Origin of the sequence: Myroides albus, from assembly GCF_009711045.1 — a bacterium.
Classification (GTDB): Bacteria; Bacteroidota; Bacteroidia; order Flavobacteriales; family Flavobacteriaceae; genus Flavobacterium; species Flavobacterium album_A.
Genome location: NZ_WMJX01000009.1, coordinates 73,373 through 88,348 on the forward strand (window position 1 = coordinate 73,373; position 14,976 = coordinate 88,348).

Below are 14,976 nucleotides of genomic sequence, written 5' to 3' on the forward strand. Positions count from 1 at the left end.
AGTTAACAGCATAAAAAATAAAAAAAAGTAAACAAAGACACATTTTTCAATTGATACTCACCGAAACCCCTATAATCTACTACTTTTGCATCCTATAAACTTTCACGATATGCTACCGAACATTCTTGGGTATAAAAAAGCTGACATTAAGATTCAGAACGAATTATTAGCTGGTTTAACAGTAGCGATGACTATGATTCCAGAATCACTGTCATTTGCAATTCTCGCAGGTTTACATCCCTTGACAGGTTTATACGCTGCCTTTCTTATGGGGATAATCACAGCTATTTTTGGTGGTCGACCTGGAATGGTTTCTGGAGGAGCTGGAGCTACTATTATTGTAATGATTTCTCTTGTCGCTCTTTATGGTGTAGAATACTTATTTGCTGCCGTTGTTCTGGCAGGAATAATACAAATAAGTGCAGGTCTTTTCAAGCTTGGACGATTTGTGCGTTTTATCCCTCAGCCTGTTATGTATGGTTTTTTAAATGGTCTTGCAGTCGTAATATTCTTTGCACAGATTGCACAATTTAAAGTAAATGACACTTGGCTTACAGGAAGTCCGCTTTACTTGATGATAGGTTTGACCGTAGTAACCCTAATAATAGTCACGCTAATGCCTAAACTAACCAAAACGATACCTGCAACTCTTGTAGCTATAGTGGTCATTACAGCTATCGTATTTTTCTTTCAAATAGATACGAGAAAAGTAATGGATATCGCTCACATCAGTGGAGCTTTGCCAAGTTTTCACATTCCGAGTATCCCCTTTACCTTAGAGACACTACAGATTATACTGCCTTTTTCGCTTGTTATGGCTGGTGTGGGACTGATCGAATCACTGTTAACTTTAAGTATTGTCGATGAAATAACAAACACAAAGGGAAACACTAATAAAGAAGCTATTGCGCAAGGAATAGCTAATATGACAAATGGTTTTTTTGGAGGAATGGGAGGTTGTGCGATGATTGCACAGACACTCGTCAACTTAGATGCAGGAGCCAAAAGCCGAATTGCAGCTATAATCGGATCTATCACTATTTTGTTAGTCATACTTGTAGGGGCACCTATTATTGAACAAATTCCCTTAGCCGCACTTGTAGGGGTAATGATTATGGTTTCTATCACTACCTTTAAGTGGGTTTCCTTTCAATTAGTTACCCGTATGCCAAAAGCAGATATTCTTGTTCTATTCTTGGTAACTGCCATTATCATCACAACACACAATCTTGCCTTAGCTGTATTAATAGGAGTTATCGTCTCTGCATTAGTATTTGCTTGGGATAATGCTATACGCATTCGCGCGCGAAAATCATTTGATAAGAACGGCAATAAAGTCTATGCCATATATGGTCCTTTATTCTTTGGTAGCACAACCACTTTCATTGAGAAATTTACACCAGATAAAGACACTCAGATCATTACTATCGATTTTAAAGAATCGCGTATCGTGGATATGTCTGCATTAGAAGCCTTAAAAAAAGTCACAGATAAATACGAAGATATTCAAAAGAGAGTCATAGTTCTAAATATCAATCCGGAAGGAAAAAGACTAATAGAAAACTCCAAACTATTCAAGAACAACATATTAGAAAACAATTAGATTAAACTCCGTGTGATTCTTTTATTAGGCAATATTCTTTATATTTGAGTTATAATCTTATACCAATCAAAAAAACCTATAATCATGCTTAAAATATCACTATCTCTATTACTTGCTATCTTAGGAGGTTACCTTATTTTTTTAGGACTTAAAGCCGATATGTTACCTCCTACTATTACTGGAATTGGTTTCTTTATCATTGCTATTATCTTTAATCTTCCTAAAGACAAAAAGTAAACGCTACTTCTTTTTTGAAATAGCTTTTAATTACAACCATACAGTTCTCGACTACCCTATTATTTATTAAATAAATAACTATCATACAACAACATAACACAAAAAAAACTTATTAAGGATGAAGAAATAAAATGCGTTTACTAATACATATACCAATAATAATCTTCAAAAAGATAAACATTATTGTACTGATAAGCGCCATCTTTAAACACCCATAACACTTTATAGTTTGATGAACCATCACTGTTATATCCTATTAGATATAAAGAATTAGCTTCTTCATCATAATAACAAAATGTATAACCCTTCCCATTGGGTTGAAACATACTCTCATAAGCCTTTTTAGGAAATACTATTTCTTTACCATGCCATATTATCTTTATTGAAGTATAATATTTATTAGGTTCACCACCTTCGGTACCCCACATCTTTTGACCATTGTATTTTTCTAAAAGACTATATTCTCCCTCATACCTTGTAAACTTATTTTGATTCTTTTCATAGTCAAAATCAGCTATTTTTACAACAATTTTCACTCCAGATCCAGAAAGCACAAATTCAGAGTCTGTTTCAGACTCTATCAAAGGTATCTCTGTAAAAGCTATCAACTCTTTTAATCTATTGTGATAAACCATACCTACCAGCTCGTGCTTTTGTCCACCATTCGCACCTATCCAATTCTCTGGTTCATTATCCGCACTAAACATTTGAACTATCTCACCCGATTTAAATTTACCTACTATAGTACTATTAATATTACCGTGTTTGCGCACATTGACATATCCATCTATATCCACAATCTTAGCCAATTGAGCATAAGATAAAACACTGCTTAATAAGAATACAAGCATTAAATTATACTTGTTCAAAACATCCATACCTATTAATTAGAATTGTCCTTTAATTATATAATTATTCAATTAGAACTTAAAAATCCATCTCATATTTAAACTTAAATCCCTTAGGAGCCATTATAGTATCTCTTTCATACATATTCATATACAGCTCAATTGTATCTTTCTTGCCCTCTACATAAACTTTATAAACATCCAGCAATCCCCTCCCATACCTTCCATTCTCCGTAGCAAAAGGACAGCAACTTCCTACTCTATTATATACAATTGGATTACCATCTAAATCGACTAGCTCTTTCAAATATATACGTTCACTCTCTGGGCCGATACTATCTTTAGCACCACCGATCAAAATTGGGTTAGTCGAAGTATAACCAAATTCATTTTCACCTATATCTACTTTGATTGATGCTAAATCGTCTACAGTCTTTTCCTTTTTACAGTTTGAGAAAAACAAACAAACCGACCCCATTAACAATAAAATAATTTTTCTCATAATTTTACAATAAAGTATCTAACAAAAATCAAATTTAACGATAAAATAAATCTTAAAAAAAACAAAAAAGCACCTAATCCGAAGATTGATGCTTTTTCTTTAAAATATAATGTGTGCGTATTTTATTACTTCACATAATTGATTTCATTCTTAGGTTCTCCATCTAAGAAACCTTGTTGTTCCATCCAAGTATCACTGTAAATTTTACTCATATAACGTGATCCGTGATCTGGAAATAGCATCACAACAACACTATCCTTATCAAACTCACCTTGTGCAGCATATTGTCTTGTCGCTTGTAATACAGCTCCTGAAGTATATCCCATAAAGAGTCCTTCAGTTCGAGCCAATTCACGTGCAGCTTGTGCAGCATCCTTATCAGTTACTTTCATAAACTTATCTATAACAGAGAAGTCCGTTGCTGTAGGGATTAGGTTTTTTCCTAATCCTTCTATCTTGTAGGGAGCAATTTCATTTGGATCTAATTCTCCCGTTTCATGATATTTTTTCAACACCGAACCATAAGCATCAACTCCGAGAACTTTGATATTTGGGTTTTTCTCTTTTAAAAACCTTGCTGTCCCAGAGATTGTTCCACCTGTTCCAGAACAACATACGAAGTGGGTAATCTTACCTCCTGTCTGTTCCCAAATCTCAGGTCCTGTTGACATATAGTGTGCTTCAGTATTTAACTCATTGAAATACTGATTAATATAAATTGAATTAGGCAATTCCTTTTGTACACTTTTAGCAACCTCATAGTATGAACGAGGATCATCAGCTGGTACATTTGCAGGACAAACATAAACTGTAGCTCCCATTGCACGAAGCATATCAATTTTGTCCGCAGAAGATTTATCACTTACTGATAATACACATTTATATCCCTTAATAGCACTTACCATAGCAATACTAAATCCAGTATTACCTGAGGTTGTTTCTACGATTGTACTTCCTGGTTTTAAAAGTCCTTTTTTCTCAGCAGCTTCAATAATATACAATGCAATTCTATCTTTTGCAGAATGCCCAGCATTAAATGCTTCTACTTTTCCATAGAAATTTCCTGCTAAGCCTTCCGTTACTTTTGGTAGTTTAACTAAAGGTGTATTTCCGATAAAAGACAATACATTATCAAAAGCTTGAATATCTTCTTTCATAACTATTTAATTATAATGACAACCTGTTTTTAGTGAAAACATTTGTCAATTTTACTATTCTAACAAATTTACTAAAAAGGAAATTAACTAAGCGTTAATTCCTTCTAAATCTAACATAAAAGCGAACTCTTTAGCCACCTCTTTTAAAGACTCAAATCGCCCAGATGCTCCTCCGTGACCGGCATCCATATTCGTATCTAAGTACAGCTGATTATGATTGGTCTTTGTCACGCGCAGTTTTGCCACCCATTTAGCTGGCTCCCAATACTGAACTTGAGAATCGTGTAAGCCTGTAGAGATATACATATTGGGATATTGTTGAGCAACGACATTGTCTATTGGCGAATAGGACAACATATAATCGTAATACTCTTTTTCGTTTGGATTCCCCCATTCATCGTACTCTCCTGTTGTCAATGGAATTGTATCATCCAACATCGTAGTCATCACATCTACAAAAGGAACTTGAGCGATTACTCCGTTGTATAAATCAGGACGCTTATTCACGATTACTCCCATTAACATACCGCCAGCTGAACCTCCTTCAGCATACAAGTGCTTAGGTGAAGTATAACCTTGAGCGATTACGTGCTCAGAACAAGCTATAAAATCATCAAACGTATTCCATTTTGTCAATAACTTTCCGTCTTCATACCATTGACGTCCCATATCCTCACCTCCTCTTACATGAGCAATTGCATAGACAAATCCCCTGTCAATTAAGCTCAATCGAGTTGTCGAAAAGTAAGGTTCCATCGAATATCCATACGATCCGTAAGCGTATAACAAGAAAGGGTTATTTCCGTCTTTCTGTAAGTCTTTTTTGTAAATCAAGGACATTGGCACTTGCACTCCATCTTTAGCAGTAGCCCATATTCTTTCTTCTATGTAATTCTCTTTGTCAAAATCTCCGATTACCTCTTGTTCTTTTCGCACTGTTTTCTCCTGAGTACGCATATTAAAATCAACAATCGAAGAAGGTGTTTTTAGCGATTGATAACCATATCGTAGTATTTCTGTATCAAAGTCAACATTAATACCTGTATAAGCATTATAAGTTTCACTCTCAAATGGCAAATAATACGCATTCTCTGGGGCGTTCCAAGGCATAATACACAAATGAGGTAATCCATTTGAACGTTCCGAAATAACAAGGTAATCCCTAAAAATATCGACCCCCTCTAACAATACGTCTTCGCGATGTGCTATAACTTCTTCCCAGTGTTCGAAAGTAGTTTTATCTGTCGGACATTTCATCAACTTAAAGTTATCTGCATCATCCAAGTTAGTCATGATATAAAAATACTCACCATAATGAGAGATCGTGTACTCTACTTCTCTTTCTCTTGTTTGAAAGATTCTAAACTCTCCATCGGGATTATCTGCCTCAAGGATGCGACATTCACTTGTTAAAGTACTGTCATTGCCTATCACTAAATACTTGCGAGATTTCTCTTTGTAAATATGGGTATCAAATGTCTCATCTTCTTCATAATACACCAATACATCTTCTGTTGCAGCCGTACCTAATTTGTGTTTAAAAATCTTATCCGCGCGAAGTGTCACCTCATCTTTACGAGAGTAAAACAGTGTTTTATTATCTGATGCCCAAGTCGAACTTCCTGTCGTTTTTTCGATAGATAAAGGAAGAATCTCCCCTGTAGTCAAATTTTTAATGTGCAACACGTATTCTCTACGTGAAACTGTATCTACGGCAAAAGCTGCCCATTGATTATCTTCTGTTACATTAATTCCTCTCAAATGGAAATAGGAATGGCCTTCAGCCATTTCATTACAGTCAAACATTATTTCCTCATCAGCCTCTAAACTCCCTAATTTTCTTGAGTATATAGGGTAATCTTTTCCTTTTTCAAAACGAGTGATATAGTAATAACCATTGTAGAAATAAGGCACTGATGAATCATCTTCTTTTATTCTGCTTTTCATTTCTTCAAACAAGTCCTTCTGAAAAGCCTTCGTATGTGCAGTTTCCGCTTCGTAATATGCGTTTTCTGCATTCAAATAATCTATAACTTCCTGATCTTCTCTGTCATTTAGCCAGAAGTAATTATCAATTCGCGTGTGATTATGTGCTGTAATTTCGTGCGGCTTAATAGCTGCTAAAGGAGCTTTTCTTATATCTTTATTCATTATTACTATTGTTAAAACACAAAAGTAAGGTTTTAATAGCAAAAAATAGATTAACGCCTTTTAAATGAATTACCCACAAAAATAAAGCACTATATATCAACCAAATACCGCATAATTCTCCACAAATACTCTATAAAAAGCCATAGCAAATAGCAATGACACAACAAAGAGTGCTAAACTTGAAGACAAAATATCATAGCGAATGAAAGAAACAAATTGGTCGCCCTTTAATACTTTCATCGCCCTTGTCCTCTTGTAAAACACAAAGCCAATCGCAATACTAACTACTCCAACAAGTGTATTTAACAACCAACTACCACTATCGTAGATTAATCCTATAAAAAATAAAAGGCCTAACGACATACTCAATAGCGCATTTAAATAACCTATTACTTTGTTTAATTTCATTTTATTATATTTCTTTATTATGTCTCTCAACACCTTGCTGATACTCCATGACCACAGCAGTACCTATTTCCTCTTGTCACTACATCCAAGCCTTGTTTTGGTACTCCACTTCACAGAGCCACTGATCTCGAAGACGACAAAGCTCTCTGTACTTTGAAGTACTAAACCCAATCTTTCCTCCAGCTGTGTAAATGGTTAAACTACCAACATTATAATCCGCTTGCCACCAAAGCTGAGAAACGACTATCTTCTGAATCTTGTGTACCTGAACTATAGTATGGGTGATATCCCACGCCCCTGAACGGATACAAATAAAATCATCTGACACAATTAAAGCTCCATTTCGATAGTATCTCCAAATCAAAAAAGTGGAAAAAACGAAGTACACAACCATTGAACTTACAACCCATTTTATGTCAAATTCCCTATGCATCAGTAAGTAACCCACACACAAGGGAAGTACAACCAAGAAAAAAAATCTAAATCCAAAATAGCGATAATTGTGCTTTAACGTCGCTCCCTCTGTTGTAAACTCCTTATTGTAGAACATGTAGAACAAGTCTTTCATTTCCTCATTTGAGCAACCGGGAATTTCCAAAGCCGTTTTCTTATTCTTAGCATCACTCCCAGCAACTTGATAGACTTTAAAATTAGTAATCTGCCAAAGCTTTTGAAAATAGTTCCTTGTTGCTTTTACAATCTGTACCCTTGAAGGTTTGATAATTGTACTCTTGGTGTGAAGTAGTCCATAAGACAAAAATAAACTGCCATTCTTCAATACAATCTGATAATTGTAATAACGAATAATGGTTCGTATCAGATTCACGAGTAGCACTGCCAATAAAAAAACAGCAAAATACCCTATAATTTCTATTAGAACAATCTCCTTACCTTCGATATAATTCAGAGGATCTTCTTGATAAATGCCCTTATAGATTCGAGATCCTTCATAGAAAAGGGTATTCATAAATACAATAAACGCTCCAATGGTATACAGATAATTTGATGTCGCACCTACTTTAAACAAAGTAGAAAAACTAATCTGCTTCAACTGCTCTTCCTCTTGTTGAATCTGCTTTTCTATATCAGTTTCACCTTGTATTTCAACAGATTGCTTATATGCTAAAAGCGTTTCTTTAAGCTGCTGTCCAACTTCTAAAGACACTGCTGGTATGACACCTTCCTTAGCGCTACTACCTGCAGAGTCTATTTCAATGGCATAGACTTCCAGTATTTTATTTAAAAACGACTGATTGATATTTACTTGTTGAATTTTACTCAGTTGAATCATCGTTTTACTCTTATTGATGATTCCTTTTGAAATCACGAAAGAGTCGGTTTCTCTATCAATGTAAAAAGTAAAATAGCGATAATTCAAATAAGCAAATACCGATAAGACGACAATTGCCAAAATAACGCCATAAACCAAACTCATAGAAATGCTATAATCCGAACGACTTATGCGAACGAAAAGTATCAATAAAATAGGCAAAAAAGCCCGAGCTAATTTTTGAAAACCATTGAGAAAGTTGACAATGATACCGATAGGATCTTGTCGATGTACTTGGTAAAAGTCTATTATTTTACTCATTCTCCTCCGTATTTAAGCTATCTTCCGTTACCGCCAAAGGCTGTACTTTGGTGATGACATAAGCTTTAATTCGCTCTGCATCTTGTAGTTTAAGCCCAGGAATGCTCAAATCCCCCATTTGTCCTCCAGCTGTAAAAAACTCTAATTCACACAAACCATATATTCTTGCAATAGCACCTTCGTACACCTCTATATGTTGCACCCTATTAAAGGGGATGACGATCTGCTTTTTATTAATAAGTCCTGTTTGATAGATGATATCATACTTTCTTACAGCATATCCTTTCTGTTTAAAAGCGAGTACACTCAAGATTACATTGCATATTCCTATACAAATAATAAACAGGGATAAAACATATTTATTCTTTTCTATTGACAAAGCCGTTTCGACAAGATCACTGAAGAAAAAAACACTCAATCCAATGACAAAACACAACAGCAAACGAATGATAGCCCAGAACAACACAATTTTAAAATATTGCTTATCTAAACCAACAAACACCACTTCTTCTACGGTAGGAATACTACTCACTTCCACCTGATTATTGACAAAATCTTCCATTGTAATAACGCACTAAAACTCACTTAATATTCAGTTCTAAATATAGTATATAATTTCATATAATCGCTTTTTGAATACTGTCTTTTACAAAAAATGGAGAGCCAAAGATTCCCCTTTAGCTCTCCATTTCAAATGGTCAAAATTCGCTATAACTCTGAAGTAAACTTAGTTACTTTGTCGATTAATTCTGTTTTCAGTTCCGCGTTTATCACACCATTAACTACATCAAAATTCTCATAGAATTTGGGTAGGGCAAATGTCTCCCTGATATCTCCTCCAAAAGAAGGAAAAACAGTTTTAGCTATATTGAGCGAGTTCTGACCACCATAGCCTCCTGGAGAGGTTGACATCACAAACATCGGTTTGTCTTGAAACACTTTTAACTCCTTACGCGAACTCCAATCAAACAAACTCTTAAAAGCAGCAGTCCAATTTCGGTTGTGTTCTGACATAGAGCAAATAATTGCATCCGCCCCTTTTATTTTTTCCAAAAAGCGAATAGCTCCTTCAGGAAACTCTCGTTTTTCTTCATCTACAGAAAATGTTGGTACAGCGTAATCATTCAAATCTATTACCTCAACTTCCCCTACTGGAAGTAGAGAACAGGTAAATTCAACTAATTGCTTATTGATCGAGGTACTTGATGTACTTCCTGCAAAGGCTAATATTTTCATAGTTATATTTAATTTTTTAGCAATCTTATAATTTGTATTCTTTATTTACTTGATTCTATGTTCTCTTTTTTACTTCATGTGATGACAAACTCACTGCCTATCAGATTTAGGTAACTTCCTGCATCCCTAACTTCCTTTGATTGAATCTAAGTCAGAACAAATGGGAAATCTAATTGACAGAATTGTTTATTCACTCTATCTATCCTATTAATCAATTGAAATTTATTGTAAGTTACTATTTTTATTTTCCCTTCCCTCACTTTATCACAGCAAAAAAAAGTTTGTTGTCTAACCGCTTTTTCTTTTGCTTTCCATTTGTAAATAGTCACTTCAAATCACGTCACAGGAATGAAAAAAATACCAAAAGACAAAGCTGTACCCCCCCTTTTTTAACAGGATTTATATACAGTGGAAAACAAGTGATCTTTCTTAAAAAGTTTGACCATCAAAAGAACACATCGAGGCAAATAAAAAAAAGCCGATATCTTACTTACAAATTATCATATCCCGAAAACTCCTTGGAAACAACTCGTTTCCAATCGCTGTTTTTCTTTATAAAACTATACACTAAAGGACACAGAGGAATTAACTCATATTGATTCTGCTCAATGTAAAGTAGCGTTTTCTCGACTAATGCCATAGCTACTCCTCTACCTGCTAATTCTTCAGGGCTCTCTGTGTGAATCAGCTTTATCACTTTGCCTTCTTCTTGAAAATCAATAAAAGCAGTATAACCATCAACAGTTAATTCAAAGCGATTACCTTGCATATTCTTATACAAATTCAAATTTAGAAACTCATCTTTCATAATAGGCTGTATTTATCTATTGTTTATACTTCAAAAATATAGCCATTATTTCTCAAAGACACTTAATATAGATTAATAACTACCTGCTAACTGTTATTTCAATGAATTACTCCTACGTGGATAGGCAGTTTGTTCGGGCTTTAGAGGTGGTTTGTTCGGATAAAAGGCCATTTTCCCAGTAAATTCCGTACTTGGTCGCACCAATATCCGAACAAAATGCCTTATACATTTTTAGGACAAACCTTCAAAGTCAGGGTACATAGCCCTTTGCACGCATTTTGCTCAAAAAAAGACAGGTTGATTTGTACATAAAAATGTTCTTTTATGTCTAAAGAGTACCTATTCCCTTTGGCTATTCACTCTTTTTTCACAAGCGTACGATAAACAACTAAAAACGCAACACTCTTAATTCCAACGAGGTTAACGTTTACTTTAAGTATTCTATAACATCTATATACAACTTCAAAAGATTTTAATATTTTTGTCTCACTAACTTTAATGTATAACATATGTTCGGCGACTTAATGGGAATGATGGGTAAGCTACAAGAAACCCAAGCAAAAATTGAAGAAACTAAAAAGAGATTAGACACAGTATTAATCGATGAAAAAAGCAATGATGGATTATTGGAAGTTACTATGACTGCCAATAGACAAATCAGAACACTGTCTATATCTGATGAATTAATGAATGACAAAGAGCAGTTAGAGGACTACTTGATTATGGTATTAAACCGTACCATAGAAAAGGCTACAGCTGTTAATGACGCCGAATTAGCTGCAGCAGCTAAAGATGGTATGCCTAATATTCCAGGAATGGACCTATTCAAATAATTATGAAAAAAATAGTATACTCACTTTTATTAGTTAGCGGCTTATTAATTGCCTCTTGTAATGATGGTACATCTTCTAAAGGGAATACAGTTATTACAGGAAATGTAGAGGGATTGAATCAAGGAAAGCTTTATCTATACCAGATGCAAGATACAACCTTGGTAGCTGTTGACTCATTAATCGTAAATGGAGGAAATGCCAATTTTAAATTTGCCTTAGATATTGAAAGCCCTGAAATGTTGTATTTGACATTAGATAGAGGTCATACTGTTTCTCAAGATAATCAATTGGGATTTTTTGCAGAACCTGGTCAGATTAATATTGAGACCAACCTAAAGAAATTCTATGCACAAGCAAAGGTGACAGGGTCAACCAATCAACCAATCTACGAGGAGTATTTGAAAGTACGCGGATCTGTCATAGACAAACAGAATGGCTTGATTGTAGAGATGTTCAATGCTCGTAAAGAAAACAATCAACATGCCTTAGACAGTTTAGTCAACTTAGACAAGCGCCTTAACAATAGAAAATACTTAAATTCAATTAACTTTGCCATTAACCACAAAAACTCTGACGTTGCACCATTCATAGCTTTAACTGATCTATATGATGCTAACATCAAATACTTAGATACTATCTACAACTCTTTAGACAGCAATATTGCAAACCAAAAATACGGTAAGCAATTAAAAGAGTTCATCGCAGAGCGAAAAGAAATGACAACTGTACAAGAATAACAAAAATATCAACGCCTCTATATAGAGGCGTTTTCTATTAAGAAGAATTTGCTTACACAAGAGATTCTCTGTTTCAATTTAAACCTTATCCTATACCATTGAGGAATTACTCACTTTACTTTCTTAAAAAAGCTTCTATAAGCATAGAGCGATCCCACAGGTATTGAATTTTAATACCAAACACCTGATTTACTTTAGGAAGGTGAAATTTTTACAGAAAGCAATCTACCCCCAAAATAATATTCCTCACGAATCTACCAGTCGCTATAGGCACTCCTCCTTTTGTCACTACGCTTTATTTGGGTGAAGCAGACATCACCTGACACCATCATTCCTCTAATTGACACATTGAATAAAAAACGAAATTAGAAAAGGTTATCAGTAAGTAGATCTATCCTTAAAATAAAGTGTATAAAGCGATTAAATAACTAATCGACATTGATTTTTTTGTATCTTGAAACTCTGTACTACTACTCACTCTTTATACTTAAAAAATAGAAAGTAGAACAATCGACCAATTTTTAAAACTAAAATAACATAGATGACTTTCGATCAACAACTACAACAAAAAATTGACTTAAAGACCAAACCTATTCGAGCACTTGGTACATTAGAAGACCTCGCATTTCAAATTGCCAAAGTGCAGCAGACGCTTACTCCACAGTTACATCATCCTACAATACTTGTCTATGCAGCTGACCACGGGTTAGCAAAAGAAGGCGTTAGTGCTTACCCTCAGGAAGTCACTCCTCAGATGGTGTATAACTTCCTTCAAGGAGGTGCGGCAATTAATGTTTTTTGCAACCAAAACAACATTGCTTTAAAAATAGTAGATGCAGGAGTAAATGCAGATTTTCCCGTACACGAAAACTTGATTTCTTCAAAAGCAGGTTATGGGACAGCTAATATGTTAAACCACAAAGCCATGACTGAAGAACAATTAACATACTGTTTTACAGCGGCAGAAAAGCACATTGAATCCTTGGTAAGTTCTAAGTGTAATATCGTCGGCTTTGGAGAAATGGGGATAGGCAATACTTCAGCAGCCTCGCTGATCATGAGTTCCCTATTGGACATTCCTATTGCTGAATGTACTGGTCGAGGCACAGGAGTAGATGATCTAAACTTTTTGCGCAAACAGCAAATACTACAACAAGTACATGCCAATCACCCTAACCTAAAAACACCAAGAGAAATACTACAAACCTTCGGTGGTTTTGAAATTGCACAAATGTGTGGTGCTATGCTTGCCGCACATAAAAACAATATGTTACTTATGATCGATGGCTTTATTTGCTCGAGTGCATTCTTAGTTGCTTATCACATAAACCCAGCGATATTAAATAACGCCATCTTTTGCCATCAGTCAGACGAGCAAGGACACCGTATCCTTTTAGAGAGAATAGGGGCACGAGCGATTTTAAACCTCAGTCTTAGATTAGGTGAAGGAACAGGTTGTGCCTTGTCTTATCCCATTATACAAAGTGCTGTAAATTTTCTCAATAATATGGCAAGTTTTGAATCTGCAAATGTTTCAAACAAATGATAAAAAGAGAATTAACTTATTTCTGCACGGCTATCATGTTCTTTACCAGGATTCCGATTCCCTTTCACTTGCCCTATAACAATGAGATCATGAATAAGTCACAAAAGTACTTTCCATTGGTAGGACTCGTGGTTGGATTACTTGCAGCCTTAGCCTACTATATCTCTCAATTGGTTTTTCCAAATGACATCAGTATTATTCTATCTGTTTGTCTGACTGTATTACTTACAGGCGCGTTTCACGAAGATGGCTTTACGGATAGCTGTGATGCTTTTGGAGGAGGATACGGCAAAGAGAACATCATGACGATCATGAAGGATAGTCGCATTGGAGCCTATGGGGTCATTGGTATTTTACTACTACTCATTCTAAAAATAGTTACTTTAGTACATCTAAGTCACTTATCCCTATCCCTCGTAATATTTGCGATAATCTGTGGACATACCACAAGTAGATTTCACGCAGGCATGACTATTTACACCCACCAATATGTACAAGATATAGACAAGAGTAAATCAAAACCCTTAGCCAGTAAGAAATTACCGTGGAATAATATCTTGTTATCCCTCATCATTACTTTATTGCCTTATTTGCTTTATCAAAACTGGCTCTTATTACTCGCTTTTCCCATTAGTTACCTTGGAAAGATTTACTTATCTTACTACTTCAAAAAACACATAGGAGGCTATACAGGTGATTGTTTAGGAGCCATTCAACAAATATGTGAAGTAATATTCTATCTAAGTATTTTAGGCTTATGCAAGTATATGTAATTCGACACACAGCAGTAGAGATCCAAGCCGGTACCTGCTATGGACAAACGGATCTGAACTTATTGAATAGCTACAGAGATGACTTGCTACAAGTGCGCAAGCAACTTCCGAAAGCCTTTGATGCTATCTTTAGTAGTCCTCTCAAGCGATGCACTTTTATAGCAGAAGAATTTGACTCCAAGTATCAAACAGATTCGAGGCTAATAGAAATGAATTTTGGACATTGGGAAATGGCAAATTGGAGCGAAATTCCGAAACAAGAAATCGATCTTTGGAATAGTAATCTCACTCACAATCGTCCACCACAAGGAGAAAGTCTATATGAAGTACAGAGTAGAGTGAATCATTTCTTGGATGAGCTCAGAACTCAGAGTTTTAAAAACGTTCTACTCATTACACATGGAGGTCCCATCCGTTGTATGTGGAATTACATTTTAGACATCCCTCTTGAAAATACATTTAGGATTCCCGTTGGTTTTGACGAGGTATTCACCTTTCAGTTAGGAGAAGAACATAGCGAAGATTTCATCATTGCTAAACAATAAA

At 35.1% G+C, this 14,976-nt stretch carries 16 protein-coding genes; 7 read left to right on the forward strand and 9 right to left on the reverse strand.

Translation table 11 applies throughout. The features are described 5' to 3' along the window. The first annotated feature begins 109 nt into the window (after window positions 1-109). Window positions 110-1,603 carry a SulP family inorganic anion transporter gene (locus GJV76_RS06170; protein WP_155091767.1) on the forward strand — a complete coding sequence of 498 codons (1,494 nt, stop codon included), beginning with the start codon at window positions 110-112 and terminating at the stop codon, window positions 1,601-1,603. 84 nt (window positions 1,604-1,687) lie between these two features. After that, on the forward strand, window positions 1,688-1,840 hold the full coding sequence (locus GJV76_RS15700) for a hypothetical protein (protein WP_196216218.1): 153 nt from the start codon (window positions 1,688-1,690) through the stop codon (window positions 1,838-1,840). Window positions 1,841-1,980: 140 nt separating this feature from the next. On the opposite strand, the gene GJV76_RS06175 is transcribed toward GJV76_RS15700, so the two are convergent. From GJV76_RS06175 to GJV76_RS06215, 9 genes are all read right to left on the reverse strand, one after another. After that, on the reverse strand, window positions 1,981-2,718 hold the full coding sequence (locus tag GJV76_RS06175; protein ID WP_155091768.1) for a hypothetical protein: 738 nt from the start codon (window positions 2,716-2,718) through the stop codon (window positions 1,981-1,983). Window positions 2,719-2,767: 49 nt separating this feature from the next. Beyond that, window positions 2,768-3,190 (reverse strand): hypothetical protein, encoded by a 423-nt coding sequence (locus GJV76_RS06180; protein WP_155091769.1) that lies wholly within the window; start codon window positions 3,188-3,190, stop codon window positions 2,768-2,770. A gap of 125 nt (window positions 3,191-3,315) precedes the next feature. After that, a complete protein-coding gene (locus GJV76_RS06185; protein WP_155091770.1) occupies window positions 3,316-4,347 on the reverse strand; it encodes a PLP-dependent cysteine synthase family protein in 1,032 nt (343 codons plus the stop codon). 87 nt (window positions 4,348-4,434) lie between these two features. After that, the gene (locus GJV76_RS06190; protein WP_155091771.1) at window positions 4,435-6,498 is read right to left on the reverse strand and encodes a S9 family peptidase; all 2,064 of its coding nucleotides are present in this window, start codon (window positions 6,496-6,498) and stop codon (window positions 4,435-4,437) included. Window positions 6,499-6,594: 96 nt separating this feature from the next. Continuing rightward, window positions 6,595-6,906 carry a hypothetical protein gene (locus GJV76_RS06195; RefSeq protein WP_155091772.1) on the reverse strand — a complete coding sequence of 104 codons (312 nt, stop codon included), beginning with the start codon at window positions 6,904-6,906 and terminating at the stop codon, window positions 6,595-6,597. 79 nt (window positions 6,907-6,985) lie between these two features. Further along, window positions 6,986-8,497, reverse strand: a complete 1,512-nt coding sequence (locus GJV76_RS06200) for a PH domain-containing protein (protein ID WP_155091773.1) — start codon at window positions 8,495-8,497, stop codon at window positions 6,986-6,988. Next, complete coding sequence (locus GJV76_RS06205) at window positions 8,490-9,059, reverse strand: PH domain-containing protein (protein WP_155091774.1); 570 nt, start codon at window positions 9,057-9,059, stop codon at window positions 8,490-8,492. Before GJV76_RS06205 ends, GJV76_RS06200 begins: the two co-directional genes overlap by 8 nt. A 146-nt stretch (window positions 9,060-9,205) precedes the next feature. Continuing rightward, complete coding sequence (locus GJV76_RS06210; protein WP_155091775.1) at window positions 9,206-9,733, reverse strand: NADPH-dependent FMN reductase; 528 nt, start codon at window positions 9,731-9,733, stop codon at window positions 9,206-9,208. A 490-nt stretch (window positions 9,734-10,223) separates the two neighbouring features. Beyond that, the gene (locus tag GJV76_RS06215; RefSeq protein ID WP_155091776.1) at window positions 10,224-10,541 is read right to left on the reverse strand and encodes a GNAT family N-acetyltransferase; all 318 of its coding nucleotides are present in this window, start codon (window positions 10,539-10,541) and stop codon (window positions 10,224-10,226) included. Between the two features lie 509 nt (window positions 10,542-11,050). Here GJV76_RS06215 and GJV76_RS06220 point away from each other — a divergent pair. The 5 genes from GJV76_RS06220 (at window position 11,051) to GJV76_RS06240 (ending at window position 14,975) form a co-directional block, all read left to right on the forward strand. Beyond that, a complete protein-coding gene (locus tag GJV76_RS06220) occupies window positions 11,051-11,374 on the forward strand; it encodes a YbaB/EbfC family nucleoid-associated protein (RefSeq protein ID WP_155091777.1) in 324 nt (107 codons plus the stop codon). A 2-nt stretch (window positions 11,375-11,376) separates the two neighbouring features. After that, on the forward strand, window positions 11,377-12,111 hold the full coding sequence (locus tag GJV76_RS06225) for a DUF4369 domain-containing protein (RefSeq protein ID WP_155091778.1): 735 nt from the start codon (window positions 11,377-11,379) through the stop codon (window positions 12,109-12,111). 541 nt (window positions 12,112-12,652) lie between these two features. Beyond that, window positions 12,653-13,657: a nicotinate-nucleotide--dimethylbenzimidazole phosphoribosyltransferase gene (cobT, locus tag GJV76_RS06230; RefSeq protein WP_155091779.1), complete on the forward strand. Its 1,005-nt coding sequence runs from the start codon at window positions 12,653-12,655 to the stop codon at window positions 13,655-13,657. Beyond that, entirely contained in the window at window positions 13,654-14,430 is a 777-nt protein-coding gene (locus GJV76_RS06235; protein WP_155091780.1) for an adenosylcobinamide-GDP ribazoletransferase, read from the forward strand. Before cobT ends, GJV76_RS06235 begins: the two co-directional genes overlap by 4 nt. Next, window positions 14,415-14,975, forward strand: a complete 561-nt coding sequence (locus tag GJV76_RS06240) for a histidine phosphatase family protein (RefSeq protein WP_155091781.1) — start codon at window positions 14,415-14,417, stop codon at window positions 14,973-14,975. The genes GJV76_RS06235 and GJV76_RS06240 overlap by 16 nt, the downstream gene beginning before the upstream one ends. Window position 14,976: the final 1 nt, after the last annotated feature.

What these genes read in the sequence shown, in the direction of transcription:
- GJV76_RS06170 (WP_155091767.1), top strand. Translation starts at nt 110, where the DNA reads ATGCTACCGAACATTCTTGGGTATAAAAAAGCTGACATTAAGATTCAG.
- GJV76_RS15700 (WP_196216218.1), top strand. Translation starts at nt 1,688, where the DNA reads ATGCTTAAAATATCACTATCTCTATTACTTGCTATCTTAGGAGGTTAC.
- GJV76_RS06175 (WP_155091768.1), bottom strand. Translation starts at nt 2,718, where the DNA reads ATGGATGTTTTGAACAAGTATAATTTAATGCTTGTATTCTTATTAAGC.
- GJV76_RS06180 (WP_155091769.1), bottom strand. Translation starts at nt 3,190, where the DNA reads ATGAGAAAAATTATTTTATTGTTAATGGGGTCGGTTTGTTTGTTTTTC.
- GJV76_RS06185 (WP_155091770.1), bottom strand. Translation starts at nt 4,347, where the DNA reads ATGAAAGAAGATATTCAAGCTTTTGATAATGTATTGTCTTTTATCGGA.
- GJV76_RS06190 (WP_155091771.1), bottom strand. Translation starts at nt 6,498, where the DNA reads ATGAATAAAGATATAAGAAAAGCTCCTTTAGCAGCTATTAAGCCGCAC.
- GJV76_RS06195 (WP_155091772.1), bottom strand. Translation starts at nt 6,906, where the DNA reads ATGAAATTAAACAAAGTAATAGGTTATTTAAATGCGCTATTGAGTATG.
- GJV76_RS06200 (WP_155091773.1), bottom strand. Translation starts at nt 8,497, where the DNA reads ATGAGTAAAATAATAGACTTTTACCAAGTACATCGACAAGATCCTATC.
- GJV76_RS06205 (WP_155091774.1), bottom strand. Translation starts at nt 9,059, where the DNA reads ATGGAAGATTTTGTCAATAATCAGGTGGAAGTGAGTAGTATTCCTACC.
- GJV76_RS06210 (WP_155091775.1), bottom strand. Translation starts at nt 9,733, where the DNA reads ATGAAAATATTAGCCTTTGCAGGAAGTACATCAAGTACCTCGATCAAT.
- GJV76_RS06215 (WP_155091776.1), bottom strand. Translation starts at nt 10,541, where the DNA reads ATGAAAGATGAGTTTCTAAATTTGAATTTGTATAAGAATATGCAAGGT.
- GJV76_RS06220 (WP_155091777.1), top strand. Translation starts at nt 11,051, where the DNA reads ATGTTCGGCGACTTAATGGGAATGATGGGTAAGCTACAAGAAACCCAA.
- GJV76_RS06225 (WP_155091778.1), top strand. Translation starts at nt 11,377, where the DNA reads ATGAAAAAAATAGTATACTCACTTTTATTAGTTAGCGGCTTATTAATT.
- cobT (WP_155091779.1), top strand. Translation starts at nt 12,653, where the DNA reads ATGACTTTCGATCAACAACTACAACAAAAAATTGACTTAAAGACCAAA.
- GJV76_RS06235 (WP_155091780.1), top strand. Translation starts at nt 13,654, where the DNA reads ATGATAAAAAGAGAATTAACTTATTTCTGCACGGCTATCATGTTCTTT.
- GJV76_RS06240 (WP_155091781.1), top strand. Translation starts at nt 14,415, where the DNA reads ATGCAAGTATATGTAATTCGACACACAGCAGTAGAGATCCAAGCCGGT.